The organism is Mesorhizobium sp. C268A (assembly GCF_040324475.1).
In the GTDB taxonomy this organism is placed as follows: domain Bacteria; phylum Pseudomonadota; class Alphaproteobacteria; order Rhizobiales; family Rhizobiaceae; genus Mesorhizobium.
In genome coordinates this window covers 416,600-443,067 of the sequence record NZ_JAMYVX010000003.1, presented here as the reverse complement: position 1 = coordinate 443,067, position 26,468 = coordinate 416,600, and the positions used below count along the sequence as shown (strand labels likewise).

Here is a 26,468-nt window from a genome sequence, read left to right as displayed (position 1 = left end):
AACTCTCCGTGCTCTGCTCCGGCATTGTGAGCCTATTCGGCATCTATCTGATTCTCCGGCGCCGCCTTCTGAAAGGCCGGCAGCGCCATGCAGGCGGCGTGGATGCGGGAGATCTCGGGGTAGGGTGTCAGGTCGACGCCGAAGCGGGCGTTGCTGGCGATCTGGGCGACCAGGCAGATGTCGGCGAGGCCCGGTGCGTCGCCATGGCAAAATGTGCCGGTCTCATCCGATGAAGCCAGAATCTTTTCAAGCGGCTGGAAGCCTTCGTTCACCCAGTGGCGAAACCAGTGGATGACATCCTGGTCGCCGGCGCCGAACAAAGTGCGCAGCGAGGTCAGCACGCGCAGATTGTTCACCGGGTGGATGTCGCAGGCGATCATCTGCGCCAGCATTCGCACGCGCGCCCGGCCGAGCGCGTCCTTCGGCAGCAGCGGCGGATCGGGATGGGTCTCGTCGAGATATTCGATGATCGCCAGCGACTGCGTCAAAAGCGTGCCGTCGCCCAGGATCAGCGCCGGCACCAGCCCCTGCGGATTGACCGCCAGGTAAGCCGGCTCCAGATGATCGCCATGACGCAGATGATGCGGCACGTAATCGTAGGTCAGGCCCTTCATCTCGAGCGCAATGCGTGCGCGATAGGAGGTGGAAGAGCGGTAATAGTTGTGGAGGACGAGGTCGCTCATCGGATCACGGCTTATCGGTGGAATTTTGGCCGATCGAATCTTGGCCGACAGTGATCTCGATGGTGCCGATGCCGTCGACACCGCCGGTCATCGTCTGACCCGGCGCTACCGCGCCGACGCCGGCCGGCGTGCCGGTGAAGATCAGGTCGCCCGGTTGTAGTACAACCGCACTGCTGCAGATCGAAACGATATCGGCGATCGGCCAGATCAGTTCGGCGAGGTCGCCCTCCTGTTTCACCGCGCCGTCAACGGCGAGCCAGATGCGGCCCTTTTGCGGATGGCCGGATTTGGCGGCCGGCACCAGCGGACCGCAGGGCGCCGAGCGGTCGAAGGCCTTCGACCAATCCCAGGGCCGCGCTGCTTTCTTGGCTTCGTCCTGCAGGTCGCGGCGGGTGAGGTCGATGCCGACGCCGTAGCCCCAGACATGGTCGAGCGCCTCAGCGCGCGGAATGCGGAAGCCGGCCTTGCCGATCGCCGCCACCAGCTCGATCTCATGGTGCAGGTTTTTGGTCAAAGGCGGGTAGGGGACCGTGGTGCCGGAATCGACCATCGCATCGGCCGGCTTGGTGAAGAAGAAGGGCGGGTCGCGCTCGTCATTGCCGAGTTCGCGGGCATGCGCAGCGTAGTTGCGGCCGACGCAGAAAATGCGGCGCACCGCAAAGCGCTCGGCCGAACCTTCTATGGCGACCGATGGGGTTGCGGGCAAGGGAAAGACGAATTCTGTCATGCGCGGGTCTCTGCTTCAACTGGGGCACATTTGACCGATTTGAACCGCCGGGCAAGGCAGGAGCCTCCGCAAAAGCATCGGCTGCGCCTTGATTGTCGGATAAAGTCGGCTTCGCCTCCGGGGGTTAAGATGGCGATAGACTATTTGCCAATAAGCTGGCCATACCAGCGGGAGTATCGTGCCCACGGAGAACTGAAACGAACACCATGACCGCAATCAACGATCGCGCCCGGTTTCTGATCATCGACGACCATCCGCTGTTTCGCGAGGCGCTGCACAGCGCCGTGCAGATGGCGTACCCGGAAGTCGACACGGTGGAGGCGCGCTCGATCGCCGAAGCGCTCGATCTCCTGGGTGGGATAAAACCGTTCGATCTGGCGCTGCTCGATCTCAACATGCCCGATGTGCATGGCTTTGACGGGTTGCTGCAGCTGAGGACCCGCCATCCGCGGCTGCCGGTGGTCGTCGTCTCGGGCTATGAGGAGCCGAAGATCATCTCCGAGGCGTTGTCCTATGGCGCTGCCGGCTTCATCCCGAAATCGGCGCGCAAGAGCGATCTTGCGGCCGCAATCCGCTCGGTGATGGAGGGCGCGATCTATGTGCCGGAGACCTATGAGGGACAGCCGCCCGACGCCGACAGCGCCGACCGCGCCGACATGGTGCAGCGGCTGGCCAAACTGACGCCGCAGCAGCTGCGCGTGCTGCAGATGCTGCGCCAAGGCCTGCTCAACAAGCAGATCGCCTACGAGCTGCAGGTCGGCGAGACCACGGTCAAGGCGCATGTCTCGGAGATCCTGCGCAAGCTCAACGTCTACAGCCGCACGCAAGCGGTGATCGAGGTGTCGAAGCTGGACAATGCGGAGCTGTTTCGCGATCAGGCGGGGTTTTGATCTTTACCCTCCCCCTTGTGGGGAGGGTCGATCCGCGAAGCGGAGCGGGGTGGGGGAGCTTGGCGCTGCACCCCGCCCCGGCGCTGCGCGCCGACCCTCCCCATCGAGGGGAGGGTATGGGGCTCAAGCCAGCAGATGCGCCAGCAACGCCCTTAGCTGCGCTGGTTTCAGCGGCTTGCGCATCAGCTCGATGCCGGCGGCGCGGGCTGCCTTGGCGATGGCCTCCGATCCGTCGGCGGTGACGATCAACGCCGGCACGGCGCGGCCGAGATAATCGCGCACTTCGGCTATTGTTGCGGTGCCGAGGTCGCCGTCGTCGAGATGCTGGTCGGCAATGACGATGTCGGGCACCCAGTCGGTGTCGCCAAGCAGGCTGACCGCAGCCTCGGTCGAGGTCGCGGCGCGCACCAGGCACTGCCAGCGCTCGAGCAGGAAAGTCATCGCCTGCAGCACGTCGGCGTCGTTTTCGACCAGCAGCACCTTGGTGCCGAACAGGCCGTAGCCGCGCGGCCGCTCCATCTCGGCAAGGCTGGCGATGGCGTCGGCGCTGGCGCCGATGCCGACCGGCACGTCGATGTGGAAGATGGTGCCGCGCCCAACCCTCGAGGAGAACGTCACGGGATGACCGAGCGCGGCGGCCATGCGCCGCACGATGGCAAGGCCCAGGCCCAGCCCGCCGCCGGAGATCCCGGTGTCGGCTGGAATGGCGGAGCCGCGATGGAACTCCTCGAACACCGCCTCGCGCTGGTCGTCGGGAATGCCGCAGCCGGTGTCGGCGACATCGATGCGGATGGTATCGCCGCGATGCCTTGTGCCGACAAGCACGCCGCCCGAAGGGGTATAGCGCAGCGCATTGGACAGGATGTTTTGCAGGATGCGGCGCAAAAGCGTGCGGTCCGAACGCACCACGGCGCTGACCGGGCGGAACTTCAGCGCCAGCCCCTTCATCTCGGCCACGGGCAGGAAATCCGACCGCAGCGAGGAAAACAGCGTCTCCAGATTGACATCGCCGATGTCGGGCTGCACCACACCGGCATCGAGCTTGGAAATGTCGAGCAGCGTGCGCAACAGGTCTTCCATGGTCTCCAGCGAGCGCTCGACCTGACGGACAAGTTTCTTGCCCTCGTCGCTGGTCTGCACTTCGGCCAGCGCCGAGACGGAGAGGTGGGCGGCGTTCAGCGGCTGCAGCACGTCATGGCTGGCGGCGGCCAGGAACCTGGTCTTGGACAGGTTTGCCAGTTCGGCGTTTTCCTTGGCGGCGCTGAGGTCGATGTTCGACTGTTCCAGCCGACGCAAGGTCGAGTGCAGTTCCTCGGTGCGCATACGCACGCGGTTTTCCAGTGAAATCGCGGTCTGGAATAGCGAGAAGGCATTGCCCTGCTGGTCCATCGAGCGCTCGACGCGGCTGACCAGAGCGGCGTTGATCTTCTTCAGCCTGTCGACGTCGTCGATATCCCTGAGCGGCATGCGCTATTCCGCCGCCTGACGTTCGCCGAAGGCGATGCCGGTGAAGGTCTGGTTCAGATGCATCGAACGGTACTGTTCGCCATAGGTGCCGAAGCCGATGACATTGTTGACCCGGTAGAGCTCCGAAATATCGCGGAACACCTGGCGGTTGCGCGCATCGAGCCGGCGCAGCACGCAATCGAAGCCGAGGATCATGTCGATGCCGCCGAGCCGTTGCTCGACGTCGCGCAGTGCGGCGCGCGTGGATTCCACCATGTCCTTGGGCTGGGCGATGGACAGCACGACGCCGTCGTCTATGGCGCAGAAGAAAGACAGTGAGCCGTCGGCATGCATCTTCTGGATCGAGCGGCAGTAATATTCGCCGCCCACTTTCACCACCACCGGGTGCGAGGCGAAGCTCATCGGCGTCAGGTTCTGCGCAACGATGCCGACGGAGGCTGCATACTCCTCAGCCGCATTGGTGGCGTTGAATTCGCGCACGGTGCGGTGGTCCGGATCGGATGCCGTCACCACCAGCTTCTCGTCGGTTGGGATGAAATTGTCGGTCTTGAAGACATGGAACGGGATCTCGGTGGCGATCAGCACAATGACGGCGCTGTCGGACGCAACCTTGCCGTTCGAAATCAGCCTGGTGGTTTCGAATTTCAAATCGTCGCCCGCCGAACCGCCGATCAGCGGGATGTCGTCGAGCCCCCAATGGATGGCCGAGGTCACCGCTTCCTCTGCAAAGGACAGCCCGTCAATGAAGCAGAGCGCGAAAGTGCTTTTGGCATGGCAACTGCCGGTGCGTCCGCGCAGCAGGCGCCGCAAGGCCTCGACTTCATCAGTGATCCTGTCCATTCCCGACGAGGAGAGATTGTCGACCATGGTGCTGACCGCCGAAAACGACGCGGAGGGAAAGAGCAGCGCCAGCACATGGCCTTCCTCCAGGCCCTGGGGGGTGATCTCGCCGGCGGTCGAGCAGGCGGCGTAGGCCAGCGTCGGTGCGTGGGTCTTCAGCCCTTGCGAAAGGACGCTCGCGTCAAACAAGCTCTGGGAGAAGAACAGCAGGGCAAAGCCGGCATCGATGGCTGCGGCCTCGACAGCGACCGCCAGGGCGAATGCATCGGCGTCGGGCTCGTCGGTGGTGAGCGCCGACAGACCGGATGCATAGCTCGTCCGTGAACTGGCCAGAGGCTTCCTCCCGATATCCTCCGACGCTTCCTGCGCGCGCCCGTTTTATGTCTCTCGGCGAGCTGGCGTCGAGGGCATTGTTGCCCCCTATTCGCTCTTTGGCAATGGGGCGGACAGGCCCATGATTTTCGTTTTCTCCATGACCGAAAGTACAATGAGCGCCGTGTGTTTTTTGCGCTTTGTGCAGTGTACCAATAGCGCATGGCCGAGCGCCAAAGCCGCATCGGCAGCATGACTACCAAGGTCATACCCAGGGAGGATGCATGTCGGACGTTTCGTTTGTCGTGAACGGAAAACGGATCAGCGGCGCTGCCGAGGACCGAACGCTTCTGGTTCATTTCCTGCGCGAAAATCTTGGTCTCACCGGAACGCATGTCGGTTGTGACACCTCTCAATGCGGCGCCTGCGTCGTGCATGTCGACGGCAAGGCGGTGAAGTCCTGTTCGATGCTGGCCGTGCAGGCCTCCGGGTCGACCGTGGTGACGATCGAAGGGCTTGCCAATGGCGGCGACCTGCATCCGATGCAGGCCGCGTTCAAGGAACATCATGGGCTGCAATGTGGCTTCTGCACGCCGGGCATGATCATGACGGCGACCGACATGATCGCGCGCCATCCCGAAGGCCTCGATGAGGCGACGGTGCGCGCCGAGCTCGAAGGCAACATCTGCCGCTGCACCGGCTACCACAACATCGTCAAGGCGATCCTCGCCGCATCGCAGACTATGGCGAAGGTGCCGAAGGGCAGGGCGAAACAGGCAGCGTAAGAAAGAAGCGAGTAGCGAATAGGGAGTAGCGAGTAGTCGGTTTAGCCGAACCGCTCCGAGCACAATTCCCTACTCACTAATCACTATTCGCCACTCACTATTCGCTATTCCGGAGGAATTCCTATGGGCATTGAAGGTATCGGCGCTCGGGTCGTGCGCAAGGAAGACAAACGCTTCATCACCGGCGCCGGCCGCTATGTCGACGACATGGTGGTTCCCGGCATGAAGCATGCCGCTTTCGTGCGCAGCCCGCACGCGCATGCTCAGATCAAGAAGATCGACGTCAGACGAGCGCAGGCGATGCCCGGCGTCATCGGCGTCTTGACCGGCAAGGAGCTCAAGGCCGACGGCATCGGCAACCTGATCTGCGGCTGGATGATCCATTCCAAGGACGGCTCGCCGATGAAGATGGGCGCGTGGTCGCCGCTGGCCGTCGACAAGGTGCGCTATGTCGGCGACGCGGTCGTCATCGTGGTGGCGGAAACCAAGGGCCAGGCCCGCGACGCGGCCGAAGCGGTCGAGATCACCTACAAGGAATTGAAGGCGGTGGTCGATGCCACCAAGGCGCTGCAAAAAGGTGCGCCGCAGGTCCATGCCGAAGCCGAGGACAATCTTATCTTCGACTGGGAGATCGGCGATGCCAAGGCGACCGACGCGGCGATCCAGGCGGCGGCCCATGTCACCCGCATGAAGATCGTCAACAACCGGCTGGTTCCCAACGCCATGGAGCCGCGCGCGGCCCTTGGCCATTACGACAAGGCCGAGGACCATTTTACCTGCTGGACGACGTCGCAGAACCCGCATGTCGCGCGGCTGGTGATGAGCGCCTTCTACAATGTCGCACCGGAAAACAAACTGCGCGTCATTGCGCCCGATGTCGGCGGCGGCTTCGGCTCGAAGATCTACATCTATCCCGAAGAGATCGTCTGCCTTTGGGCGTCGAAGAAGACCGGCGTGCCGGTCAAATGGGTCGCCGACCGCACCGAAAGCTTCCTCACCGACGCACATGGCCGCGACCATGTCTCGACGGTCGAAATGGCGTTCGACCAGAACAACAAGATCACCGGCTTCAAAGTCGACACCATCGCCAATCTCGGCGCCTACATGTCGCTGTTCTCGTCTTGCGTGCCGACCTATCTCTACGCGACGCTGCTGTCGGGCCAGTACAACATCCCGACGATCCACGCCAATGTGCGCACCGTCTACACCAACACGGCACCCGTCGATGCCTATCGCGGGGCAGGGCGGCCGGAAGCCACGTATCTGCTCGAACGGACAATGGAGACCGCCGCGCGTGAACTTGGGGTCTCTCCGGCGGAGTTGCGGCGCATCAATTTCATCACCGAGTTTCCGCACCAGACGCCGGTCATCATGAACTATGACGCCGGCGACTATGGAGCTTCACTCGATGCGGCGACACAGGCGTCCGACTATGCCGGCTTTGCCAAGCGCAAAGCGGCGGCCGGCAGCCAGGGCAGACTGCGCGGCATCGGCATGAGCTGCTATATCGAGGCCTGCGGCATCGCGCCGTCGGCGGCGGTCGGTTCGCTCGGCGCCGGCGTCGGTCTGTGGGAATCCGCCGAAGTGCGGGTCAATGCCGTCGGCACGATCGAGGTGCTGACCGGCTCGCACAGCCATGGCCAGGGCCATGAGACGACCTTCGCGCAACTCGTCAACCAGCGTTTTGGCGTGCCACTGGACTCGGTCTCGATCGTCCATGGAGATACCGACAAGGTGCAGATGGGTATGGGCACCTACGGCTCGCGCTCGGGCGCGGTCGGCATGTCGGCAATTGCCAAGGCGCTCGACAAGGTCGAGGCCAAGGCCAAGAAAATCGCCGCCCATCTGCTCGAGGCCGACGAGGGCGACATCGTCATCGAGAATGGCGAGGTCAAGGTTGCCGGCACCGACAAGAGCCTGCCCTGGTTCCAGGTGGCGCTTGCCGCCTACACCGCTCACAATCTGCCGGCAGGCATGGAGCCGGGACTGAAGGAAACAGCCTTCTACGATCCGGCGAACTTCACTTTCCCGGCGGGCTGCTACATCTGCGAGGTCGAGATCGATCCGGAAACCGGCACGACCGAGATCGTCCAGTTCGTCGCGGCGGACGATTTCGGCAACATCATCAACCCGATGATCGTCGAGGGTCAGGTGCATGGCGGCATCGCCCAGGGCATCGGCCAGGCGCTGCTGGAAGGCGCGCACTATGACGATAGCGGGCAGCTGCTGACGGCGAGCTACATGGACTACACCATGCCGCGCGCGGACGACCTGCCGTCATTCAAGGTCTCGACGTCGAACACGCCGTGTCCGAGCAATCCGCTCGGCATCAAGGGCTGTGGCGAGGCCGGCGCCATCGGCTCGCCGCCGGCGGTCATCAACGCCATCACCGACGCTTTGGGGATTGTGGACATCGCCATGCCGGCCTCGCCGTCGAAGGTGTGGGCGGCGATCAGGGCGAAGAAATGAGTGAGTAGGGAGAAGTGAGTAGGGAATGGGCATTACCGGAGATGACAGCGTCCCTATTCCCTATTCCCTACTCACTACTGCCTAACCACTTCAGGGGAGGATCCCATGTACGCAGTCAACTACCACCGCGCCGCCTCGGTCGCCGACGCCGCCAAGCTGGTGAAGAGCGGCGACGCCAGGCTTTTGTCAGGCGGCATGACGCTGATCCCGGCGATGAAGACGCGGCTCGCCGCACCGTCCGACCTGATCGACCTGTCGCGGATCAGGGAGCTGCAAGGCGTCAAGGTGTCGGGCAAGACCGTCACCATCGGCGCCGCCACAACCCATTACGACGTCGCCAATGACGAGAAGCTGCGGAAGGCCTGTCCGGCGCTTGCGCACCTTGCGTCGCTGATTGGCGATCCGGCGGTGCGCCACAAGGGCACGATCGGCGGCTCGGTCGCCAACAACGACCCAGCCGCCGATTATCCGGCGGCGCTCTTGGCGCTGGGCGCCACCATCGTCACCAACAAGCGCGAGATTTCAGCCGCGAAATTCTTCACCGGCCTGTTCGAAACGGCGCTGAAAGAAGGCGAGATCATCACCGCGGTGAGTTTTACCGCGCCGGCCAAGGCTGCTTACGAAAAATTCCGCAACCCGGCCTCGCGCTATGCGATCGTCGGCGTGTTCGTGGCCAAGGGCAAGGACGGGGTCAGCGTTGCCGTCACCGGTGCCGGCGATGACGGTGTGTTCCGCTCGAAGGAGATCGAAGCCGCACTGGCGAAGAATTTTGCCGCATCGGCGCTCGACGGCGTGAAAGTGCCGGCTAAGAATTTGATGACCGACCTCCACGCTTCGGCCGAATACCGCGCCAATTTGATCGCCGTGATGGCCAAGCGCGCGGTGAACGCCGCCAACGCTTGAACAGTGCCAATTCGAGACGGGAAGGGGCCATTGCGGCCCCTCTTTTTTGCGATCACAAACGTTGGCGCCAACACGCGCCAATCTCAAAGCTTCGCACTTGCACAAAGTTATCCCGCACTGCAATATAAACCGGGCGGGAATACGAGGCGAATCCGTGGCGCAGCGATGCGCGCTGCATCGGTTCTTGAGTGCGAAGGACGGGCATGGCCGACATCTCCGCAGCGTCTGTTGCCCTGCCGCGGGCCACAGCCGACAAAGCAGCTAGAGCAAGACTGGCCTATCTCGATGGCTGGCGCGGGCTTTCGATCGCACTGGTGCTGATCGGCCATTTCTTCCCCGTTCCCGGGATCAATCTCGGCGTGCTCGGCGTCGAGTTCTTCTTCGTGCTCTCAGGCCGGCTGATGGGCGAGATCCTGTTCATCGAACGCTTTCCGCTGAAAAAATTCTTCAAGCGCCGCTTTTCGCGCATCTATCCCGCGCTGCTGGTGTTCGTGATATCAGCCATGATCGGGCTCTCCGGCACCTTCATCGCCTTCAAATGGAAGGCGGCGCTGACGGCGCTGACATTCACCTACAACTATGCCGGAATTCTCATCACCCGCGCCGGCGCGCTCGACCACATCTGGTCGCTATGCGTGGAAGAGCATGCCTACATCATCCTGGCGCTGATCAGCGTGGTGGTGACCGGGCGGGGCAATGTCGTTCGGCTGCTGGTGACGCTGTCGCTGCTGGCGATGGCCAATGGCGCCATTTCCTACTGGGTACTCGGCATGGATTACGAGCACAGCTATTGGCGCACCGATGTGCATATCGCCTCGATCCTGCTGTCGGCATCGATCTGCCTGCTCAAGCACGATGACCGGTTGCCGGCATTCCTGAAGAGCCCCTATGTCAGCCTCGTGTCGGCGGCGGCGGCTATATTGCTGTTCCTCGATCCGGTGCCGACGCCGATCCATTACCTACTGGCGGTGCCGTTGCTGGCGCTTGCCGTCAATACGCTGGACACCAGCAACTGGCATCTTACCGGCCTGCTTTCATCCAGGCCGATGGTGATGATCGGGCTATGGTCGTACTCGCTCTATCTCTGGCAACAGCCCTTCTACAAATTCGTCGCCGAGCAGGGCAGTGCGCCGATCCCGATGCTGGCGGCTGTCTTCGCCTGTGCACTATGCAGCTACTATCTGGTCGAGAAGCCCGCGCGGGCCTGGCTGAACCGGAATTGGTGAGGGCTACGGACTCCTAATCTTATGCTGCCGTGGCGATCTGCTTGCCGATCATCAGCCAGCGATGCGTCAGCCCGCAATCTGCCTGAGGTAGTAGCGCACGGTCTTCTGGCCGCCATGGATCGCCGCTTCGCCGACTTGCGCAAAGCCAAGCGCGGCATGGAAGGCGTCCGAAGCCGGATTGGGAGGTTCGGCATTCACCTCGCAGGTGACGATGCTGTGGCCCGCGCGGGCGACTTCCCCGAACAGATCCTCGTAGAGCCGGCGGGCATGGCCGCGGCCGCGCGCTTGCGCCGCGACGACGACGCGGTCGACATAGACGAAGCGTGGATAGCGCTCGCGGAACCAGAGGAAATTCGGGCTGTCGTAGCGCGCATCCTGGTCGAAGGTCATGATGAAGGCTTCGAGCGCGCCGATGCGCCTGACGTAAAACGCTTCGCCAAGCAGGAAGGACAGCCGTTCGGGCTCGAGCCATGACAGTTCGGCCGCGTGCTCGTTGTTGAGTGCGAGGATGGCCACTTCGTCCTGAGGCGAGACACGGCTGATCGGCGACGGCCCAGTCACGGCTTCGCTCATCATGCTCTGGCCGCCGCAATCGTCGCGGCAACCAGCGCCCCATCGGTGACTGTGGTGCGATACTCGCGGTCGAGATCGGTGCCGCCCATGCCGACTTGCGGGTTGCGGTAGGCCATGGCGCTCGGTACATCCTTGAGCGCGGCGAAATGCATTTCCGTCAGCCCGGTTGATGCCAGCACCCCGGCGATGTTTTCGGGGCCCAGCGCGCCGCAGCCGAGGATGATGATGCGGCCGTCGGCCTGGCGGACGAGATCCGCCAACAGGCCGGCGCCTTCCACCGCGGTGTCCCTCTGGCCGCTGGTCAGCACGCGGCCGACCTTGCAGCGGATCAGCGCTTCCAGCGCCTCGGCCGGGTCGCGGGTCATGTCGAAGGCGCGGTGGCAGGTAACGGCGAGCGGACCGGCGGCATCGACCAGCGCGCCCATGCGGGTTTCATCGATGGTGCCGTCGGCATTGAGGCAACCGACGACGACACCGGCGACGCCGAGGTCACGAAGCGCTGCGACATCGGCGAGCATCGAGCTGTATTCGGCCTCGCTGTAGAGGAAATCGCCGCCGCGCGGCCGCACGATGACATGGAAGGGAATGGTCGCGCTCTCGAGTGCGGCGCGCACCGTGCCGAGGCTGGGCGTGATGCCGCCTTCGACCAGGCTGGCGCAGAGCTCGACCCGGTCGGCGCCGGCGGCCTGCGCAGCCAGCAGTCCATCGATGCCTTCGACGCAGATTTCGATCAGGGGGCGAGCATTTCCGGTCAAGGGGCGATCCTTCATGATTGCATGACGGCCAGCCCTAGCATCGGCTCGGTTGGTGGGGAAGCCGGAACAGCCAGTCGCTGCTTGGGCCAGCCCGGCAACCCAGCCGATCCGCAATTACTGGCGCAGCACCGTGTTCTTGGCGCCTTGTTCGATCTGGTCGATGACCAGCAGCTTGACCGGGGCGTCGCCGATGTTGGTGGCCTGGTGCCATTGGCCGATCATCTCGATGATGAAATCGCCCGTCTTGTAGGTGTTGCTGTTGCCGGTGTCGACATTCGTCACTTTGAGTGTCCCGGCCTCGACATAGGCGTAGCGGGCAAACGGGTGCTTGTGCACCGGCAGAGTGGCGCCGACCGCAATGTCATAGGTTGAAACCAGCACCTGGACATTTTTCTGCGGCAGCACGATCGGCTGGCCGGACGCCGTCTGGCTGCGATCGGCAAGCGGCGTGACGACAACCGGCGGGATGGTACTGTCCAGCGCCCGAGCGGGGTTTGCAGATAGCGCTGCCGCGAACAGCAGCATCGATGCCAGAATCTTTCGCATGGTTCCTCCAGGTTTTACCGCCACCGCGCGGCGCGACGCCAAAGTTCTAACTCTCGTCAGTTACTGGAGACACAACGTCATCCGCCGGTGCCGTCGTCCATCATCGTATTCGTGAGCGCTTCATAGATGTTGCTGCATACCTGAGACCGCGGACAGTGTTTTACGATGAATGCCGGCACGACAGTCAGTGCGGCGGCGATCAGGATTTGCAGGAAGAGAGGAGCAGGCTCGAAGCGTTTGCCAAACAAGGCTCGGCAAGCGAAGTAGAGACTTTGAGCCAGGCATGCCCAGACAAGGACATGCAACAGCGTGCTCGTTGCTCGGGCATAGGGCGTTATGTATCCGTCGGGAAAGCCGACCATGCCAAGGTCGACGAGCCACTGCAGAGCCAGAACGCAGGACAGGCATGCCCACAGAAAGAGCGCCACGCGGGTAACCAAAACTCTGCTGCGATCCACGCTCATGTGCAATCGAAGCACAACTGCGCTCGGCCTTCCAGAGCGGCTGCTGCGTGGCTTGGAGTGTGGCCTATTTCAGAGTGCGCAGCGTGATCGAATAGCGGTGCCCGGCGACCGGCGGAATGCTGTGCTCCCACTCGTGGCGCGCCGGGCCGTCAATGAGATAGACAGATCTCGGCTGAACCTCGATCGTCTTGCGATCCCATTTCGAGCCGTTTTTTCGGCGCAGCCGAAAGCTGCAGGGCGCCAGCAGCGAGACGCCGGCGACGAGATCGAAATGCGGCTTGTCGCGATGCCAACCTATGCCCGCGCCCGGCCGATACTCGTTGATGAGCACTTGCGCGAATTCCGTGGCCTGCCTGCCGGCAAAATCCGCGACCTTGTCGCGAAGCGGCAGCAGGAATTTCGGGATGGGCGGCGCTTCGACGACCTGGCGCCGGTCGTAGTCGTAGCGCCAGCCGAAGCCGGCGACCTGCCGGTTGGCAAGGTGGCCGTGGAAATCGAACGGCTTGAAGGACAGTTCATTGAGGTGACGGACCAGTTCCGCCTCTTCGTCCGTTGTGATCAGGCTAGGCCGGTAAGAAAATCCTTCCGGCAGCGTGTCGGCCGCGCCGAAGAGATCGCCCTGGCTGGCATACGCTGTTGTACTGGATTTCGTCTGTGCCATCTGACGGAGAGATAGGAAGCCTCGCCACCCGGGCAAGATTTTCGGCGTTGTGGTGCGCCTCCCTGTCGGAACCTCCGCATCGTTGCGGCATTACGCATGTTCGAAGCAGGATTTGGAGAAGATTTGGGGACGAAGCGGGATTTTCGACATGCCGTCCACTGCCATCCGCAATACCCACTACGACCCGTCGACGAAAATCCTCTCGGTCTGGTTCGTCCCGAGCGGAGCCCGCTACGACTACGAGGAGGTCGAGCCCGAGACCTACGCGGCGTTCCGCGCCGCCTTCTCGAAAGGGCAATTTTTCAACGAGTTCGTGCGCGATCGCTACCGGTTTCACCTGGTTGAAGAAGGGCGTCCGCGAGCAACCGGGTTCTGAAGGTGCGGTGATCCGTATAAGGTCGCGAACCCAATTGCTTTTCGAATTGACTTGTTTCAACCTGCTTTGTGGGACGGACAATGCCGTGGTCGAGATGGCCAGAACATTGGGGGAGGCAGCTTTTGAAATGCATATTGATTATACTCGGCGTGGTAGGTGTCCTGTCTTCCGCTGCGTCTGCAAAAGATAATCGACAACACATCGACCCTGCCTATCAAAAAAACATCAACTATCTGGCCGGGCTGTCCGACGACCAGTTGAAATTGGTCGTAACATGGTCAGCTAACGTCATCGCCGTTACGACGCGATGCCCGGCGCTGCAGCTGACTCCAGACGGAAAATCCAAAATAACGGCGATATACATCTTGTACGATGTGCAAGATAAACACCTGATACCCAATCCCCCCGAATTCAAGAGAGCCATCAGGTTTTATGAAGGCGCTTACCGCACGGCGGCGCAACGCACTGACAGCTGTCGGGCGGAGAAAGCCAAGGACCCGGGAAGCTACCGGTAAATAGTTGTCGGCATGATCGACTCGAAGTGATTTGGCTCGCCGGAACCCCGGCGAAGCGCGAATTCTCTATAGCCCCTTCGCCAAATCGCCGCGAGAACTCACGGCCCGAAAACGCGACCGGACCGCGCGGACGCGCTTCGCCTTGCTGGTGGCTCCCCCACCGTCACCTCGCGACCGAGCCCCCGCAAAAATGGACCTGGAGGCTTCTAACGCGGGCATCGAACGTCTGGAAAGGCAACGGCGCTCTGGCTTGGTTGAATTCTCGGCCGCCACCGCGGAAATCGTGCGGACGGAATCCAAACGGGCGCCCGTATAGCCGCCCATCAAAGCCCTGTTCAACTCCTCAATTCGTGGTAAGGTGATTATACCAGTTAATAACATGACGATCGGCGCGGCCGTCGTTTAATGCGGGAGTAGGGATAGATGACGACGATTGCGCTGTTCGGTGCCGGCGGCAAAATGGGTTACCGCCTGTCGACCAATTTTCGCGGATCGCCCTACACGGTACGCCATGTCGAGGTCAGCGAGGCCGGCCGCGAGCGGCTGAAGACCGGACTGGGCTTCGACGCGGTCAGTGCCGATGCGGCGCTCGACGGGGCGGATATCGTCATCCTGGCCGTTCCCGACACGCATATCGGCAAGGTGGCGGCTGATATCGAGAGCAAGCTCGCGCCTGGCACGATGGTGATAGTGCTCGACGCGGCCGCACCCTTCGCCGGCCATCTGCCCAACCGGCCGGACCTGACCTATTTCGTCACCCATCCCTGTCATCCGCCGATCTTCAACGACGAGACCGACATGGCGGCCAAGAAGGACTATTTTGGCGGCGTCAAGGCCAAGCAGCATATGGTCAGCGCGCTGATGCAGGGGCCGGAAGCGGACTACGCCAAGGGCGAGGCGGTCGCAAAAATCATCTGGGCGCCGGTCATGCGCTCGCACCGTGTCACCGTCGAACAGATGGCGCTGCTGGAGCCCGGTCTATCGGAGACGGTGTGCGCGTCACTGCTTGTCGTCATGAAGGAAGCCGTCGACGAGGTCGTCGCGCGAGGCGTCGACCAACAGGCGGCGCTCGATTTCCTGCTCGGCCACATGAACGTTCTCGGCGCCGTGATTTTCGGCGAGACCAAGGGCGTATTCTCGGATGCCTGCAACAAGGCGATCGAATTCGGCAAGCCGGTGCTGATGCGCGACGACTGGAAGCGGGTGTTCGAGCCCGAAGAGATCGCCGCCAGCATTCGGCGCATTACTTGAGACAGAGCGAGTCGGGCGCTTGCCGGAGCGCCTCGATGGCTCGACACACCCGCCATGCCCAGATGCTTTCGCCCAGTAGGCACATGTCACCTCAATTAGTGATTGACTCATCATACCAGTTGGCTTAGCTGTTGATGGCTTGGACAAGGGTTCGCGGGAAGTACGAAGCCTGGGCGAGTGGAGGGACGGCGAGGGAGCAGCGATCGTTTGGAAGCCGGCACCGGCATTCAGCCTGAACCGATCGGCGGCCCGCTTTGCGCGACGAATTCGAATGCAGAGGCCTTGATTGATCAAGGCAATTTTTCAAACGGGAGGACATCATGAAACTCACACGCAGAATGACACTTGCGGCTTTTGCCGGCATGCTGGCGCTTGGCACGGCGGCGCCCGCCTATGCGGCCGACCTCATTGCCATCATCACGCCCTCGCATGACAATCCGTTCTTCAAGGCGGAAGCCGTCGGCGCCGAAGCCAAGGCCAAGGAACTCGGCTACGAAGCGCTTGTGCTCGTCCATGATGACGACGCCAACAAGCAATCCGAATTGATCGATACGGCGATCGGTCGCGGCGCCAAGGCGATCATCCTCGACAATGCCGGCGCCGACGCCACTGTCGCTGCCGTGCAGAAGGCCAAGGACGCAGGCGTGCCGTCGTTCCTGATCGATCGCGAGATCAACGCCACCGGCGTCGCCGTGGCTCAGATCGTCTCCAACAACTACCAGGGCGCCCAGCTCGGCGCGCAGGAGTTCGTCAAGCTGATGGGCGAGAAGGGCAATTTCGTCGAGCTGGTCGGCAAGGAATCCGATACCAATGCCGGCATTCGCTCGAAGGGCTATCATGACGTCATCGACGATTATCCGGATCTGAAGATGGTCGCCCAGCAATCGGCCAACTGGAGCCAGACGGAAGCCTATTCCAAGATGGAATCGATCCTGCAGGCCAACCCGGATATCAAGGGCGTCATCTCCGGCAACGACACCATGGCGATGGGCGCGTATGCGGCGCTGGTTGCGGCGAACCGCAAGGACGTCATCGTCGTTGGCTTCGACGGATCCAACGACGTGCGCGACTCCATCACCGCGGGCGGCATCAAGGCAACCGTCCTGCAGCCGGCCTATGCGCAGGCGCAGATGGCGGTCGAGCAGGCCAACGACTTCATCAAGAACAAGAAGTCGCCGGCCAAGGAAAAGCAGCTGATGGACTGCGTCTTGGTCAATGGTGACAATGCTGCCAAGCTGGAAACGTTTGCGCTGACCAACTGAGCCGGCGTGACATGAATAGCGAGGGGCGACCCAAGGGGTCGTCCCTCGTCGCCATTTTCCGTGGGTGCCGACCACCATGCTGAACAACAAACCATCATGCTGAACAACAAGCCGAACTGGCCGATCCTTGTCGTTGCAGTCGGCATCAGCCTGACCGCCTGCAAGATCCTGCCGACGCCCTCGGGGGACAGCGGCAGCGCCGCCGCCTTCAATCCGGACAAGATGGTCGAGGAGATATGGGCGGCGAAGGTCGTGCCTTACCTCCAGCAGAAAGCCGGGCCGTTTGCCGAAGTCCACGCTCTGGCGAAAACCGATCCTGCTTCCGCCGGCGCCAAATATGGCAATCCGAAGAAGCAGGCGAATTCGCCATGGACCTTCGCGGTTCGCGTCGAGGGCAAGATCATCGCCGCCAACACGCAGTCGCGGGCAGCGACCATGGATGTCGATGTCGACGGCGACGGCAAGGCCGATGCGCGGGTACAGATCGGACCGGCGATGCGCGGAACCGCGCTGCGCGACAGCCTCGATTTCATCCAGTTCAACGATTTTACCAACCAGATCGACTTCGCCCAGTTCGGCAAGGCGTTCAACGCCTATGCCGTCAAGGCCGTGCTTGCCAAACTGCCGCGTGACGCCTTGGAGGGCCGGACCGCCAAGGTCCTCGGCGCCTATACGCTCGAAAACGGCCAGGACCTGCCGCTGGTGACGCCGGCGGAGGCAGAAATCGGGCCGAAGCCATGAGCGCTGCGGTTGCTCACGATGTCATCCTGAAACTGGAGGACGTCTCCAAGGTCTATTCCGGCACCGTCGCGGTCAAGCGCGCGAATTTCGAGGTGCGCAAGGGCGCCGTCAATGTGCTGGTCGGCGAAAACGGCGCCGGCAAATCGACGCTGATGAAGATTATCGCCGGCGTCGAACAGCCGACGCTCGGCCGGATCCTCCTGGAAGGGGAGGAGGTCTCCTTCTCGTCATCGGGCGACGCGGTGAACCGCGGCATCGGCATGGTGTTCCAGGAGCTGAACCTGTTTGGCAATATGACCGTCGCCGAGAACATCTTCGCCACGCGCGAGATCACCAACCGGTTCCGCAAGATCGACCGCAAGGAGCAGGAGCGTCGCGCGGCGCAATTTCTCGAACGCCTGCAGGCCGGGATAAGGCCCGACATGCTGGTCGAGGATCTGCGCATCGGCCAGCAGCAGCTGGTCGAGATCGCCAAGGCGGTTTCGCTCGATGCGCGCATCCTGATCATGGACGAGCCGACCTCGGCGCTCAGTGCGGCGGAAGTCGAGATCCTGTTCAAGGTGATCGCCGACCTCAAGGCGCGCGGCGTGGCGATCGTCTACATCTCGCACCGGCTGGAAGAACTGATCCGCATCGGCGACTACATCACCGTGCTGCGCGATGGGCACATCACCGGCCAGGAGGAGATGAAAAACGTCGACACCCGGTGGATCGTGCGGCAGATGATCGGCTCCGACGCCAAGGATTTCGCCAAGGCCGACGGCCATGTTCCCGGCGAAGAGATATTCCGCGCCGAGGACATCTGCCTGCCGCGCGCGACCGGCGGACTGGCGGTCGATCACGTTTCGCTGTCGCTGCGCGCCGGCGAGATCCTCGGCATATACGGCCTGATGGGCGCTGGGCGCAGCGAGCTGTTCGACTGCATCATGGGCCGCCATGGCCAGGCTACCGGCGCGATCTTCATCGCCGGCAAAAAGGTCAAGGAGCGCGACACGACGCGGCGCATCCGGCGCGGGCTGGCGCTGATCCCCGAAGACCGCCAACGCGAAGGGCTGGTGTCGATCCTGTCCGTCGCCAGCAATCTGACACTGGCCAGCCTGTCGCGGTTTGTCCGCCTGTTCCACATTCGCGGCGGCCAGGAGAAGCAGGCGGTGACGCAGATGGTGCGGGAACTGGCGATCAAAGTCGCCGACCCGGCGCAGGAGGTCTCATCGCTGTCGGGCGGCAACCAGCAAAAGGTGGTGATCGGCAAGGCGCTGCTCACCGGGCCTAAGGTGCTGCTGATGGACGAGCCCAGCCGCGGTATCGATGTCGGCGCCAAGGCCGACGTCTTCGGCACCATGCGCAAGCTGTCGCGCGACGGGCTCGGCATTCTGTTCGCCACCTCGGATCTCGATGAGGTGATGGCGCTGTCCGACCGCATCGCGGTGATGAGCAATGGAAAACTGACGGGCATGTTCGATCGCGCCGAGGCGACGGAGGCAGCCCTTGTCGCCGCCTCGGCACTTGGCCACGGACCGGCCCCGCACACGGAGAACCCATGACTGACATCCCGGCCAAGGCGGCTGTCTCCTCCGTTTCGAGCGGCTCGCTGCTGCTGACGCTGATGAAGGCGAGGACCTTCATCGCGCTGATCGCCGTCTTGATCTTCTTCTCGATCGCGGCGCCGAATTTCCTGTCGACCGCCAACCTGATCCTGATGTCGAAACATGTGGCGCTGAACGCCTTCCTCGCCATGGGCATGACCTTCGTCATCATCACCGGCGGCATCGACCTGTCGGTCGGCTCGATCGTCGGCCTGTGCGGAATGGTCGCCGGCTACCTCGTGCTGAACGGCATCGACCTGCAATTCGGCTACACTATCTATTTCAACGTCGTCGACATCGCGCTGATCACGCTGGCGGTCGGCATATTGATCGGCGCCGTCAACGGATTGCTGATCACCAGGCTGAACGTCGCGCCGTTCATCGCCACACTCGGCGTGCTCTATGTCGCGCGCGGCCTTGCATTGCTGTCGTCGGACGGCCGCACCTTCCCGAACCTCGTCGGCAAGCCGGAGCTTGGCACCACCGGGTTTGGTTTCCTCGGCGCCGGGCGGCTGCTCGGCCTGCCGGTGGCGATCTGGATCCTGATCGTCGTCGCGCTGGCTGCGGCCTATCTCGCCAAATACACGCCGCTCGGCCGCCACATCTTCGCCGTCGGCGGCAATGAACGGGCATCGCGAATTTCGGGCGTCCGTGTCAATATGGTGAAAATGTTCGTCTACATGTTCTCCGGTTTCTGCGCGGCGATCGTCGGCCTGATCATCTCGTCGGAACTGATGGCCTCGCACCCGGCAACGGGCGAAAGTTTCGAGCTCAACGCCATCGCGGCGGCAGTGCTCGGCGGCACCTCGATGTCGGGTGGGCGAGGCACGATCGGCGGCACCATTGTCGGCGCCTTCGTCATCGGCATTCTTTCGGACGGGTTGGTGATGATGGGCGTGAGTTCGTTCTGGCAGATGGTGATTAAGGGCCTCGTCATCATCGTCGCCGTCGTCGTCGACCAGGCGCAGCGCCGGCTGCAGAGCCGGGTGACGCTGATGCAGATGGCAAAAGCAGGCTGAACATGGCGGAGTTGCGGGGAGGGCTCATCGGCTGCGGCTTCTTTGCCGTCAACCAGATGCATGCCTGGCGCGACATAGAGGGCGCCGCGATCGTCGCCATCTGCGACCGCGACCCCGAGCGGCTGCGCATCATCGGCGACCAGTTCGGCATCGGACAGCGCTACATCGACGCGGCGGAGATGTTTGCAAGCGAGAAGCTCGACTTCGTCGATATCGCCACCACCGCGCCCAGCCATCGTCCGCTGGTCGAGATGGCGGCGCTGCACCGTGTGCCGGCGATTTGCCAAAAGCCGTTCGCGCCGACGCTTGCGGACGCCGTGGCGATGGTGAAGGCATGCGCCGATGCCGGCGTGAAGCTGATGGTGCATGAGAATTTTCGCTGGCAGTCGGCGATCCAGGCGGTGCGCGCCGTGCTCGACAGCGGTGAGATCGGTACGCCGTTCTTCGGACGCATCTCCTTCCGCTCCGCCTATGACGTGTTTTCAGGCCAGCCCTATCTCGCCAAGGGAAAGCGCTTCATCATCGAGGACCTCGGTATCCACATCCTGGACATAGCCCGTTTTCTACTGGGCGACGTGTCGACGATCACGACGCGAACCGCGCGCATCAACCCCGGCATCGCGGGCGAAGATGTCGCGACGATGCTGATGGACCACAAGAGCGGGGCGACGTCAGTGGTCGACTGTAGCTACGCGACGAAGCTCGCCACCGAACCGTTTCCCGAAACGCTGATCGAGATCGACGGCAGCGACGGCACGATCCGCTTGGCGCAGGGATATCGGCTCACCGTCACCGGCAAGAGCGGAACAGTGGTCAGCGATGTCTCGCCGCCGCTGCTGCCCTGGGCATCGCGACCCTGGCACAACATCCAGGAGAGCGTCGTCGCCATCCAGCAACACTGGGTCGACTGCCTGGCAGAGGGAACCGAGCCCGCGACCTCGGGCGCCGACAATCTCAGGACATTCGCGCTGGTCGAGGCGGCCTATCTGGGCGCCGCGAGCCACGAACCTGTCCACCTGGACGCCTTGCTGACATGACAGCCGACGCCTTCCTCCTCTATGGCACGCATGCTGTCGAGGCGGAGCCCGTCAGGCTGAGTGCGGGCCTGCTCAGCACCGACTTTGTCAACGGCAATCTGCGCACCATCCGTTACGGCGGCATCGAAGTGCTGCGCGCCATCGCCTACATCGTGCGCGACCGCGACTGGGGCACTTACGAGCCTGAGCTGACCGACCTTGTCATCAAAGAGGGAGCCGACACTTTCTCGGTCAGCTACACGGCAAAGTGCACCGGGCCGGGCGATAGCCGGCTCGGCTTCCACGCCATGATCAAAGGCTCAGCCGACGGTCGTCTTGTCTTCGACGTAGCTGCTCTGCCCGAAAGCGATTTCGAGACCAACCGCTGCGGCTTCTGCATCCTGCATCCGATCGCCGGCCTCGCCGGCAGTGCGGTGACGGTCGAGCATACCGACGGCAGCGTGGTGGCGACGAACCTGCCACTGCTGATCGATCCATGGCAGCCTTTCAAGGATTTGCGCGCGATCACTCATGAGGTCCGGCCGGGCATCACTGCCGAATGCCGGATGGAGGGCGACACTTTCGAGATGGAGGACCAGCGCAACTGGTCGGACGCGTCCTACAAGACCTATGTGCGGCCACTGGCGCTGCCTTGGCCCTATGTGCTGCCGGCCGGCCAAACTGTAAGCCAGACGGTCAGCCTGCGCATCACCGGCGAGGGGAGAATGTCGGCCGCAGCATCTGCCGCCGAACCGGTCCGCGTCGAGGTCGGTGAGGCCGGGCAGAGGCTGCCGGATATCGGCGTGATCATCTACCCGGATGAGGTCGAAGCAGCGCTCGCAAATCTTTCGACATTGACTGAGCTCGGCCCGCAGCAACTTGTCTTCCACTACGATCCGACGCGCGGCCACGGTCTCGAAGCATTGCGGTCTTATGCAAGGCTCACTGCTGCCTATCCAGTCGGCACCACACTCGAATGCATCGTTGCCTGCGCGGGCGATCTCGACGCTGAACTTTCAGCCGTCGCGAACCTGGTGCGTCAAGCCGGGTTGAAGCTTTCGGCCATTGCCGTCTCGCCTTCGGTTGACCGGCAGTCGACACCGCCGGGCAGTGCGTGGCCGGACTGTCCGCCGCTCGAAGACGTCTATGACGCGGCGCGGCGCGCCTTTCCCGATATCCGGCTTGGTGGCGGCATGTTCAGCTATTTCACCGAGCTCAACCGCAAGCGCGTGCCGGGGGGCCTGCTCGATTTCGTCACTCACTGCACGTGCCCGATCGTGCACGCCGCCGACGATCTCAGCGTCATGCAGTCGCTGGAGGCGCTGCCCTCCATAACCGCGTCGGCGCGGGCGATCTTTGGGGAAAAGCCTTACCGCATCGGTCCATCGACGATCGCCATGCGCCAGAACCCCTATGGCGGCGCGACCAAGGGCAATCCCGGGGGACAGCGCATCGCCATGGCCGATCGCGACCCTCGTCATGCCGGCCTGTTCGCAGCCGCATGGGCGATCGGCTATGCCGCGCGTGTCGCGCCGGCTGGGCTGGAACTGCTCACGCTGTCCGGCTTCGCCGGGCCCTTCGGCGTGCTCGCAGCATCCGGCGAACCCGTCGCGGAAGGATCGCCTCGGCCGATCTTCGATGCCATCAAGGGGCTTTGCGAACTGGCCGGCCTTGCGCATGTGGCGGCAAGGACGAGCGATGAGACCAAGGTGCTGGCATTGGCCGGCCGCCCCGCTTCGGGCAAGACCATCGTGTGGCTGGCGAACCTGACAGCGGACGATGTACCGGTCCACATCTCAGCGTTTGGCCGAGGCCAACTCGCGATGACACCCTACGCGATCACGCGGATCGGCTGAAATCAGTTGCCGGAGTTCATCACATACAGCGCGCGCGAGCGCTCGAGATGCTTGATCATCGCCTTCTCGGCGCCGTCGGCATCCTTCTTCTCGATGCGGCCAATGATCTCTTCATGCTCGGTCAGCGTGAACTGTTCCTTGCCGGTCCAGATCAGCATTTCGGTGTGATATTCCTTCAGCCAACCGAGCATCGCTTCGCTCACGGCGACATAGATCGGGTTGCCGGAGATCGCCGCGATCTGGGTATGAAACTTCATGTCGGCGGAGATAAAGGCCTCGGAATCGCCGCGAAAACCGCGCTGTTCGGCAACGGTGGCGCGTAGCCGCTGAACGTCCTCGGCGGTGGCGTTTTCGGCGGCTTCCCTGACCATGCCGCGCTCGAAGAAGATGCGCGCGGTTTTCAGGTGTTCCAGCGTGTCCTTCGAGGACGACAGGATGATCTTGGCGGCGCCGTCGACCTGCTTGATGATCGACTTCGCGGTCAGTTGCAGCACCTTGGCGCGTTCCCCATGCGAGATCGCGACGAGGCCCATATTGCTCAGCGCCTGCATCGCCTCGCGGATCGCGGGACGGCCGACCTCGAAGCGCTCCATCAACTCGCGCTCCGACGGCATGTCGTCGCCCGGCGTCAATTCTCCGCTGGTGATCAGGCGCTTCAGCCGCAAAACACTTCGTCGGAAAGTTTGCGCCGGACGATCGGCTCCGAACGGTTCATCGTCGCGAATCACTCCCTTGACCTGTCTCTATCTAGCATTGCCACAGCCATTCCCGGAATGGCCGTCGCCCCCATCGGCCATAGCCGCAAGACAGGATATCACTTGCAAAGCTTATGTACTCATTATACCAGATTTCGACGACCAAGGAACTCTTTTCGAACCCCCTGCGGCCTTAGACAACGAACCATGATCACGCTCACCTACCGCATCGAGACATCAGGCAGCATCGAGACGCTGGCAGCCAAGATCGCCAGCGACCAGTCGACTGGAACCTTCGTCGCGCTGCCCGGCGAGACCGAGGAACTGAAAGCCCGGGTGGCCGCGCGTGTCCTGGCCATTCGGCACCTGCCGGACGCACTTCGCCCTTCCATTCCCGAGGCCGGTAACGGGCCGTTCAAGCGCGCGGATGTCGACATCGCCTTTCCATTCGATGCCATCGGCCACGACCTGTCGGCTCTGATGACCATTGCCATCGGCGGCGCCTATTCGATCAAAGGCCTGTCCGGCATTCGCGTTGTCGACATGAAGCTGCCGGAGCAATTCCGCGGCGCGCATCCAGGTCCGCAATTCGGCGTCGCCGGCAGCCGCAGGCTGACAGGTGTCACGGATCGGCCGATCATCGGCACCATCGTCAAGCCGGCGCTGGGGCTGCGGCCCCCCGAGACCGCCGCGATGGTGGGCGAGCTGATCGCCGCCGGTGTCGATTTCATCAAGGACGATGAGAAGCTGATGAGCCCAGCCTATTCGCCGCTGGCGGAGCGGGTAAAGGCAATCATGCCGCTGATCCTCGACCACGAGCAGAGGACCGGCAAGAAGGTGATGTATGCCTTCGGCATCTCGCATGCCGACCCGGACGAGATGATGCGCAATCACGATCTGGTGGCCAAGGCCGGCGGTAATTGCGCGGTGGTCAACATCAACTCCGTCGGTTTCGGTGGCCTGGCCTTCTTGAGAAAACGCTCCAGCCTGGTGCTTCACGCTCATCGCAACGGCTGGGACATCCTCACCCGCCATCCCGGCCTCGGTATGAACTTCAAGGTCTGGCAACAGTTCTGGCGGCTGCTCGGCGTCGACCAGTTCCAGATCAACGGCATCCAATCGAAATACTGGGAGCCGGACGCGTCTTTCGTCGAGTCCTTCAAGGCGGTGACGACGTCGATTTTTGCGCCTGAGGATTGCGCCTTGCCTGTGGCGGGCTCCGGCCAATGGGGCGGGCAAGCGCCCGAGACCTATGAACGGACCGGCCGGACGGTCGATCTGCTCTATCTGTGCGGCGGCGGCATCGTCAGCCATCCGGATGGACCGGGCGCCGGGGTGCGTGCCGTGCAGCAGGCCTGGCAAGCTGCGGTCGACGGCATTCCGCTGGCGGAGTTCGCCTTGAGCCATCCCGAACTGGCGCGGTCGATCGAAAAGTTCGGCGACGGCAAAGCGGCCTGAAGCGATGCAAGATCTGCTTCTCAGCTATTATGGCGATGACCTCACCGGTTCGACCGACGTCATGGAAGCGCTCGAACTCGGCGGCGTGCCGACCGTGCTGTTCATGCGCCAGCCGGACGCGGCCATGCTTGCGCAGTTCGCACATTGCCGAGCCGTTGGCCTGGCCGGCACCAGCCGCAGCGAGACGCCACAATGGATGGACACGCATCTGAGCGATGCCTTCGCTTGGCTGAAGACGCTGAATGCCGCGATCTGTCACTACAAGGTCTGCTCGACCTTCGATTCCAGTCCGACGATCGGCAGCATCGGTCGCGCCATCGAGATCGGCCGCTCGGTTTTCGCTCAGGACAGCGTGCCGCTGCTGGTTGGGGCGCCGCAGCTCAAGCGTTACACCGCCTTTGGACATTTGTTCGCGGCCTATCGTGAAAAGTATTTCCGCATCGACCGCCATCCGGTGATGAGCCGCCACCCGACGACGCCGATGGATGAATCCGACCTGCTGATCCATCTGTCGCGGCAGACGGAGCTCACATCGGGGCTGGTCGATCTCGCGACGTTGCAGTCGGTGTCGCGCTCGGAAGCCTTCGACCGCTTGCTCGCTGAGGGCACCGACATCGTACTTGTCGATGTCGACAGCCTCGAGACGCAGGCGCTTGCCGGCAAGGAGATATGGCGCGCCCGCAAGCCGGGCGGTTCGTTCGTCGTCGGCTCGTCCGGGATCGAATATGCGCTGCTGGCCGAATGGGTGTCGAACGGGACGGTCAGAGCTGAACCAAAATTTTCACCGCCGGGTGCTGCCGACCGGATCGCGGTCGTCTCGGGCAGTTGTTCGCCGACGACAGAACGACAGATCCGGCACGCTTTGACCGACGGCTTCGATGGCATCGAGGTCGATCCCGTCGAACTGATCTCCGAAGCTTCCGGAGATGCGATCGCACGCGCAGCAGCAGCCGGTCGCGCCAGTCTGGAAGGCGGAAGCAGCGTCGTACTCTACACGGCCCTTGGACCCACGGCCGACAGGGGGGGCGAAATCGACCGCCAGGAAGGCGCCCGCCACAAGCTTGGTCGCGGCCTCGGCGAACTGCTTCGCGCGCTGACGATCGAGCAGAAGTTGCAGCGCGTGGTCATAGCCGGAGGCGACACGTCGAGCCACGCGCTCGGCCAGATGGGCGTCGATGCGCTGACGGTGCGGATGCCGCTGCCGGCGTCGCCGGGCTCGCCGCTTTGCGTCGCTCACTCGCACATCAAGGCGATCGATGGGCTGGAGGTGGCACTCAAGGGCGGGCAGGTTGGAACCGACCGCTATTTCAGCGCCATCCGTGACGGCCTTAGCAGCTGATTACGCGTCGCCTGGCAACCGCGAGATCCATTCATGCCCTCTAACGGCGCCGT

At 62.9% G+C, this 26,468-nt stretch carries 25 protein-coding genes and 1 pseudogene; 16 read left to right on the top strand and 10 right to left on the bottom strand.

Annotation, left to right across the window (positions count from 1 at the left end):
* Positions 1-32 precede the first annotated feature (32 nt).
* Together maiA and NKL06_RS29040 are read right to left on the bottom strand one after the other, a co-directional pair.
* On the bottom strand, positions 33-683 hold the full coding sequence (gene maiA, locus NKL06_RS29045; protein ID WP_023691062.1) for a maleylacetoacetate isomerase: 651 nt from the start codon (positions 681-683) through the stop codon (positions 33-35).
* Positions 684-687: 4 nt separating this feature from the next.
* Positions 688-1,410 carry a fumarylacetoacetate hydrolase family protein gene (locus NKL06_RS29040; protein WP_023691063.1) on the bottom strand — a complete coding sequence of 241 codons (723 nt, stop codon included), beginning with the start codon at positions 1,408-1,410 and terminating at the stop codon, positions 688-690.
* A 206-nt stretch (positions 1,411-1,616) separates the two neighbouring features.
* Here NKL06_RS29040 and NKL06_RS29035 point away from each other — a divergent pair, with 206 nt between their 5' ends.
* On the top strand, positions 1,617-2,300 hold the full coding sequence (locus tag NKL06_RS29035) for a response regulator (protein WP_023672627.1): 684 nt from the start codon (positions 1,617-1,619) through the stop codon (positions 2,298-2,300).
* 123 nt (positions 2,301-2,423) lie between these two features.
* On the opposite strand, the gene NKL06_RS29030 is transcribed toward NKL06_RS29035, so the two are convergent.
* On the bottom strand, positions 2,424-3,767 hold the full coding sequence (locus NKL06_RS29030) for an ATP-binding response regulator (protein ID WP_023691064.1): 1,344 nt from the start codon (positions 3,765-3,767) through the stop codon (positions 2,424-2,426).
* A 3-nt stretch (positions 3,768-3,770) separates the two neighbouring features.
* Entirely contained in the window at positions 3,771-4,940 is a 1,170-nt protein-coding gene (locus NKL06_RS29025) for an FIST N-terminal domain-containing protein (RefSeq protein WP_502903797.1), read from the bottom strand.
* Between the two features lie 263 nt (positions 4,941-5,203).
* On the opposite strand from NKL06_RS29025, the gene NKL06_RS29020 reads away from it, so the two are divergent.
* From NKL06_RS29020 to NKL06_RS29005, 4 genes are all read left to right on the top strand, one after another.
* Positions 5,204-5,704, top strand: a complete 501-nt coding sequence (locus NKL06_RS29020; RefSeq protein WP_023681712.1) for a (2Fe-2S)-binding protein — start codon at positions 5,204-5,206, stop codon at positions 5,702-5,704.
* A 123-nt stretch (positions 5,705-5,827) separates the two neighbouring features.
* On the top strand, positions 5,828-8,173 hold the full coding sequence (locus tag NKL06_RS29015; protein WP_023691066.1) for a xanthine dehydrogenase family protein molybdopterin-binding subunit: 2,346 nt from the start codon (positions 5,828-5,830) through the stop codon (positions 8,171-8,173).
* Between the two features lie 105 nt (positions 8,174-8,278).
* Positions 8,279-9,076 carry an FAD binding domain-containing protein gene (locus tag NKL06_RS29010; RefSeq protein ID WP_023691067.1) on the top strand — a complete coding sequence of 266 codons (798 nt, stop codon included), beginning with the start codon at positions 8,279-8,281 and terminating at the stop codon, positions 9,074-9,076.
* A 203-nt stretch (positions 9,077-9,279) separates the two neighbouring features.
* Positions 9,280-10,302 (top strand): acyltransferase family protein, encoded by a 1,023-nt coding sequence (locus NKL06_RS29005; RefSeq protein ID WP_023688179.1) that lies wholly within the window; start codon positions 9,280-9,282, stop codon positions 10,300-10,302.
* A gap of 66 nt (positions 10,303-10,368) precedes the next feature.
* Here the strand turns inward: NKL06_RS29005 and NKL06_RS29000 are convergent, their stop codons facing one another.
* From NKL06_RS29000 to NKL06_RS28980, 5 genes are all read right to left on the bottom strand, one after another.
* A complete protein-coding gene (locus NKL06_RS29000) occupies positions 10,369-10,875 on the bottom strand; it encodes a GNAT family N-acetyltransferase (RefSeq protein WP_023691068.1) in 507 nt (168 codons plus the stop codon).
* Positions 10,875-11,645 carry a copper homeostasis protein CutC gene (locus NKL06_RS28995; protein WP_031198180.1) on the bottom strand — a complete coding sequence of 257 codons (771 nt, stop codon included), beginning with the start codon at positions 11,643-11,645 and terminating at the stop codon, positions 10,875-10,877. The genes NKL06_RS29000 and NKL06_RS28995 overlap by 1 nt, the downstream gene beginning before the upstream one ends.
* Before the next feature lie 99 nt (positions 11,646-11,744).
* Positions 11,745-12,176 (bottom strand): cupin domain-containing protein, encoded by a 432-nt coding sequence (locus tag NKL06_RS28990; RefSeq protein WP_023691070.1) that lies wholly within the window; start codon positions 12,174-12,176, stop codon positions 11,745-11,747.
* A 77-nt stretch (positions 12,177-12,253) separates the two neighbouring features.
* Positions 12,254-12,640, bottom strand: a complete 387-nt coding sequence (locus tag NKL06_RS28985) for a hypothetical protein (RefSeq protein ID WP_023691071.1) — start codon at positions 12,638-12,640, stop codon at positions 12,254-12,256.
* Positions 12,641-12,704: 64 nt separating this feature from the next.
* A complete protein-coding gene (locus NKL06_RS28980; RefSeq protein WP_023672616.1) occupies positions 12,705-13,301 on the bottom strand; it encodes an alpha-ketoglutarate-dependent dioxygenase AlkB in 597 nt (198 codons plus the stop codon).
* 148 nt (positions 13,302-13,449) lie between these two features.
* Here NKL06_RS28980 and NKL06_RS28975 point away from each other — a divergent pair, with 148 nt between their 5' ends.
* The 9 genes from NKL06_RS28975 (at position 13,450) to apnL (ending at position 22,923) form a co-directional block, all read left to right on the top strand.
* Positions 13,450-13,677, top strand: coding sequence for a KTSC domain-containing protein (locus NKL06_RS28975; RefSeq protein WP_023691072.1), 228 nt, complete (start codon positions 13,450-13,452; stop codon positions 13,675-13,677).
* Between the two features lie 134 nt (positions 13,678-13,811).
* Positions 13,812-14,192 carry a hypothetical protein gene (locus NKL06_RS28970; RefSeq protein ID WP_023807349.1) on the top strand — a complete coding sequence of 127 codons (381 nt, stop codon included), beginning with the start codon at positions 13,812-13,814 and terminating at the stop codon, positions 14,190-14,192.
* A 423-nt stretch (positions 14,193-14,615) separates the two neighbouring features.
* The gene (locus NKL06_RS28965) at positions 14,616-15,443 is read left to right on the top strand and encodes a phosphogluconate dehydrogenase C-terminal domain-containing protein (protein ID WP_023688186.1); all 828 of its coding nucleotides are present in this window, start codon (positions 14,616-14,618) and stop codon (positions 15,441-15,443) included.
* 320 nt (positions 15,444-15,763) lie between these two features.
* Entirely contained in the window at positions 15,764-16,705 is a 942-nt protein-coding gene (locus NKL06_RS28960; RefSeq protein WP_023691074.1) for a D-ribose ABC transporter substrate-binding protein, read from the top strand.
* Between the two features lie 96 nt (positions 16,706-16,801).
* Positions 16,802-17,446, top strand: a complete 645-nt coding sequence (locus NKL06_RS28955) for a DUF2291 family protein (RefSeq protein WP_023688188.1) — start codon at positions 16,802-16,804, stop codon at positions 17,444-17,446.
* Entirely contained in the window at positions 17,443-18,990 is a 1,548-nt protein-coding gene (locus tag NKL06_RS28950; RefSeq protein WP_023691075.1) for a sugar ABC transporter ATP-binding protein, read from the top strand. Before NKL06_RS28955 ends, NKL06_RS28950 begins: the two co-directional genes overlap by 4 nt.
* A complete protein-coding gene (locus tag NKL06_RS28945; RefSeq protein WP_023691076.1) occupies positions 18,987-20,051 on the top strand; it encodes an ABC transporter permease in 1,065 nt (354 codons plus the stop codon). Before NKL06_RS28950 ends, NKL06_RS28945 begins: the two co-directional genes overlap by 4 nt.
* Positions 20,052-20,053: 2 nt before the next feature.
* Positions 20,054-21,088 carry a Gfo/Idh/MocA family protein gene (locus NKL06_RS28940; protein ID WP_023691077.1) on the top strand — a complete coding sequence of 345 codons (1,035 nt, stop codon included), beginning with the start codon at positions 20,054-20,056 and terminating at the stop codon, positions 21,086-21,088.
* Positions 21,085-22,923 (top strand): D-apionate lactonase, encoded by a 1,839-nt coding sequence (gene apnL / locus NKL06_RS28935; RefSeq protein ID WP_023691078.1) that lies wholly within the window; start codon positions 21,085-21,087, stop codon positions 22,921-22,923. Before NKL06_RS28940 ends, apnL begins: the two co-directional genes overlap by 4 nt.
* Before the next feature lie 2 nt (positions 22,924-22,925).
* On the opposite strand, the pseudogene NKL06_RS28930 reads toward apnL, so the two are convergent.
* A pseudogene (locus tag NKL06_RS28930) lies at positions 22,926-23,638 on the bottom strand (transcriptional regulator NanR).
* 187 nt (positions 23,639-23,825) lie between these two features.
* Here NKL06_RS28930 and oiaX point away from each other — a divergent pair.
* Together oiaX and NKL06_RS28920 are read left to right on the top strand one after the other, a co-directional pair.
* Entirely contained in the window at positions 23,826-25,076 is a 1,251-nt protein-coding gene (gene oiaX / locus NKL06_RS28925) for a 3-oxo-isoapionate-4-phosphate decarboxylase OiaX (protein ID WP_023691080.1), read from the top strand.
* A 4-nt stretch (positions 25,077-25,080) separates the two neighbouring features.
* Positions 25,081-26,415 carry a four-carbon acid sugar kinase family protein gene (locus tag NKL06_RS28920; RefSeq protein ID WP_023691081.1) on the top strand — a complete coding sequence of 445 codons (1,335 nt, stop codon included), beginning with the start codon at positions 25,081-25,083 and terminating at the stop codon, positions 26,413-26,415.
* The last annotated feature ends 53 nt before the right edge of the window (positions 26,416-26,468 follow it).

What these genes read in the sequence shown, in the direction of transcription:
- maiA (WP_023691062.1), bottom strand. Translation starts at nt 683, where the DNA reads ATGAGCGACCTCGTCCTCCACAACTATTACCGCTCTTCCACCTCCTAT.
- NKL06_RS29040 (WP_023691063.1), bottom strand. Translation starts at nt 1,410, where the DNA reads ATGACAGAATTCGTCTTTCCCTTGCCCGCAACCCCATCGGTCGCCATA.
- NKL06_RS29035 (WP_023672627.1), top strand. Translation starts at nt 1,617, where the DNA reads ATGACCGCAATCAACGATCGCGCCCGGTTTCTGATCATCGACGACCAT.
- NKL06_RS29030 (WP_023691064.1), bottom strand. Translation starts at nt 3,767, where the DNA reads ATGCCGCTCAGGGATATCGACGACGTCGACAGGCTGAAGAAGATCAAC.
- NKL06_RS29020 (WP_023681712.1), top strand. Translation starts at nt 5,204, where the DNA reads ATGTCGGACGTTTCGTTTGTCGTGAACGGAAAACGGATCAGCGGCGCT.
- NKL06_RS29015 (WP_023691066.1), top strand. Translation starts at nt 5,828, where the DNA reads ATGGGCATTGAAGGTATCGGCGCTCGGGTCGTGCGCAAGGAAGACAAA.
- NKL06_RS29010 (WP_023691067.1), top strand. Translation starts at nt 8,279, where the DNA reads ATGTACGCAGTCAACTACCACCGCGCCGCCTCGGTCGCCGACGCCGCC.
- NKL06_RS29005 (WP_023688179.1), top strand. Translation starts at nt 9,280, where the DNA reads ATGGCCGACATCTCCGCAGCGTCTGTTGCCCTGCCGCGGGCCACAGCC.
- NKL06_RS29000 (WP_023691068.1), bottom strand. Translation starts at nt 10,875, where the DNA reads ATGAGCGAAGCCGTGACTGGGCCGTCGCCGATCAGCCGTGTCTCGCCT.
- NKL06_RS28995 (WP_031198180.1), bottom strand. Translation starts at nt 11,645, where the DNA reads ATGAAGGATCGCCCCTTGACCGGAAATGCTCGCCCCCTGATCGAAATC.
- NKL06_RS28990 (WP_023691070.1), bottom strand. Translation starts at nt 12,176, where the DNA reads ATGCGAAAGATTCTGGCATCGATGCTGCTGTTCGCGGCAGCGCTATCT.
- NKL06_RS28985 (WP_023691071.1), bottom strand. Translation starts at nt 12,640, where the DNA reads ATGAGCGTGGATCGCAGCAGAGTTTTGGTTACCCGCGTGGCGCTCTTT.
- NKL06_RS28980 (WP_023672616.1), bottom strand. Translation starts at nt 13,301, where the DNA reads ATGGCACAGACGAAATCCAGTACAACAGCGTATGCCAGCCAGGGCGAT.
- NKL06_RS28975 (WP_023691072.1), top strand. Translation starts at nt 13,450, where the DNA reads ATGCCGTCCACTGCCATCCGCAATACCCACTACGACCCGTCGACGAAA.
- NKL06_RS28965 (WP_023688186.1), top strand. Translation starts at nt 14,616, where the DNA reads ATGACGACGATTGCGCTGTTCGGTGCCGGCGGCAAAATGGGTTACCGC.
- NKL06_RS28960 (WP_023691074.1), top strand. Translation starts at nt 15,764, where the DNA reads ATGAAACTCACACGCAGAATGACACTTGCGGCTTTTGCCGGCATGCTG.
- NKL06_RS28955 (WP_023688188.1), top strand. Translation starts at nt 16,802, where the DNA reads ATGCTGAACAACAAGCCGAACTGGCCGATCCTTGTCGTTGCAGTCGGC.
- NKL06_RS28950 (WP_023691075.1), top strand. Translation starts at nt 17,443, where the DNA reads ATGAGCGCTGCGGTTGCTCACGATGTCATCCTGAAACTGGAGGACGTC.
- NKL06_RS28945 (WP_023691076.1), top strand. Translation starts at nt 18,987, where the DNA reads ATGACTGACATCCCGGCCAAGGCGGCTGTCTCCTCCGTTTCGAGCGGC.
- NKL06_RS28940 (WP_023691077.1), top strand. Translation starts at nt 20,054, where the DNA reads ATGGCGGAGTTGCGGGGAGGGCTCATCGGCTGCGGCTTCTTTGCCGTC.
- apnL (WP_023691078.1), top strand. Translation starts at nt 21,085, where the DNA reads ATGACAGCCGACGCCTTCCTCCTCTATGGCACGCATGCTGTCGAGGCG.
- oiaX (WP_023691080.1), top strand. Translation starts at nt 23,826, where the DNA reads ATGATCACGCTCACCTACCGCATCGAGACATCAGGCAGCATCGAGACG.
- NKL06_RS28920 (WP_023691081.1), top strand. Translation starts at nt 25,081, where the DNA reads ATGCAAGATCTGCTTCTCAGCTATTATGGCGATGACCTCACCGGTTCG.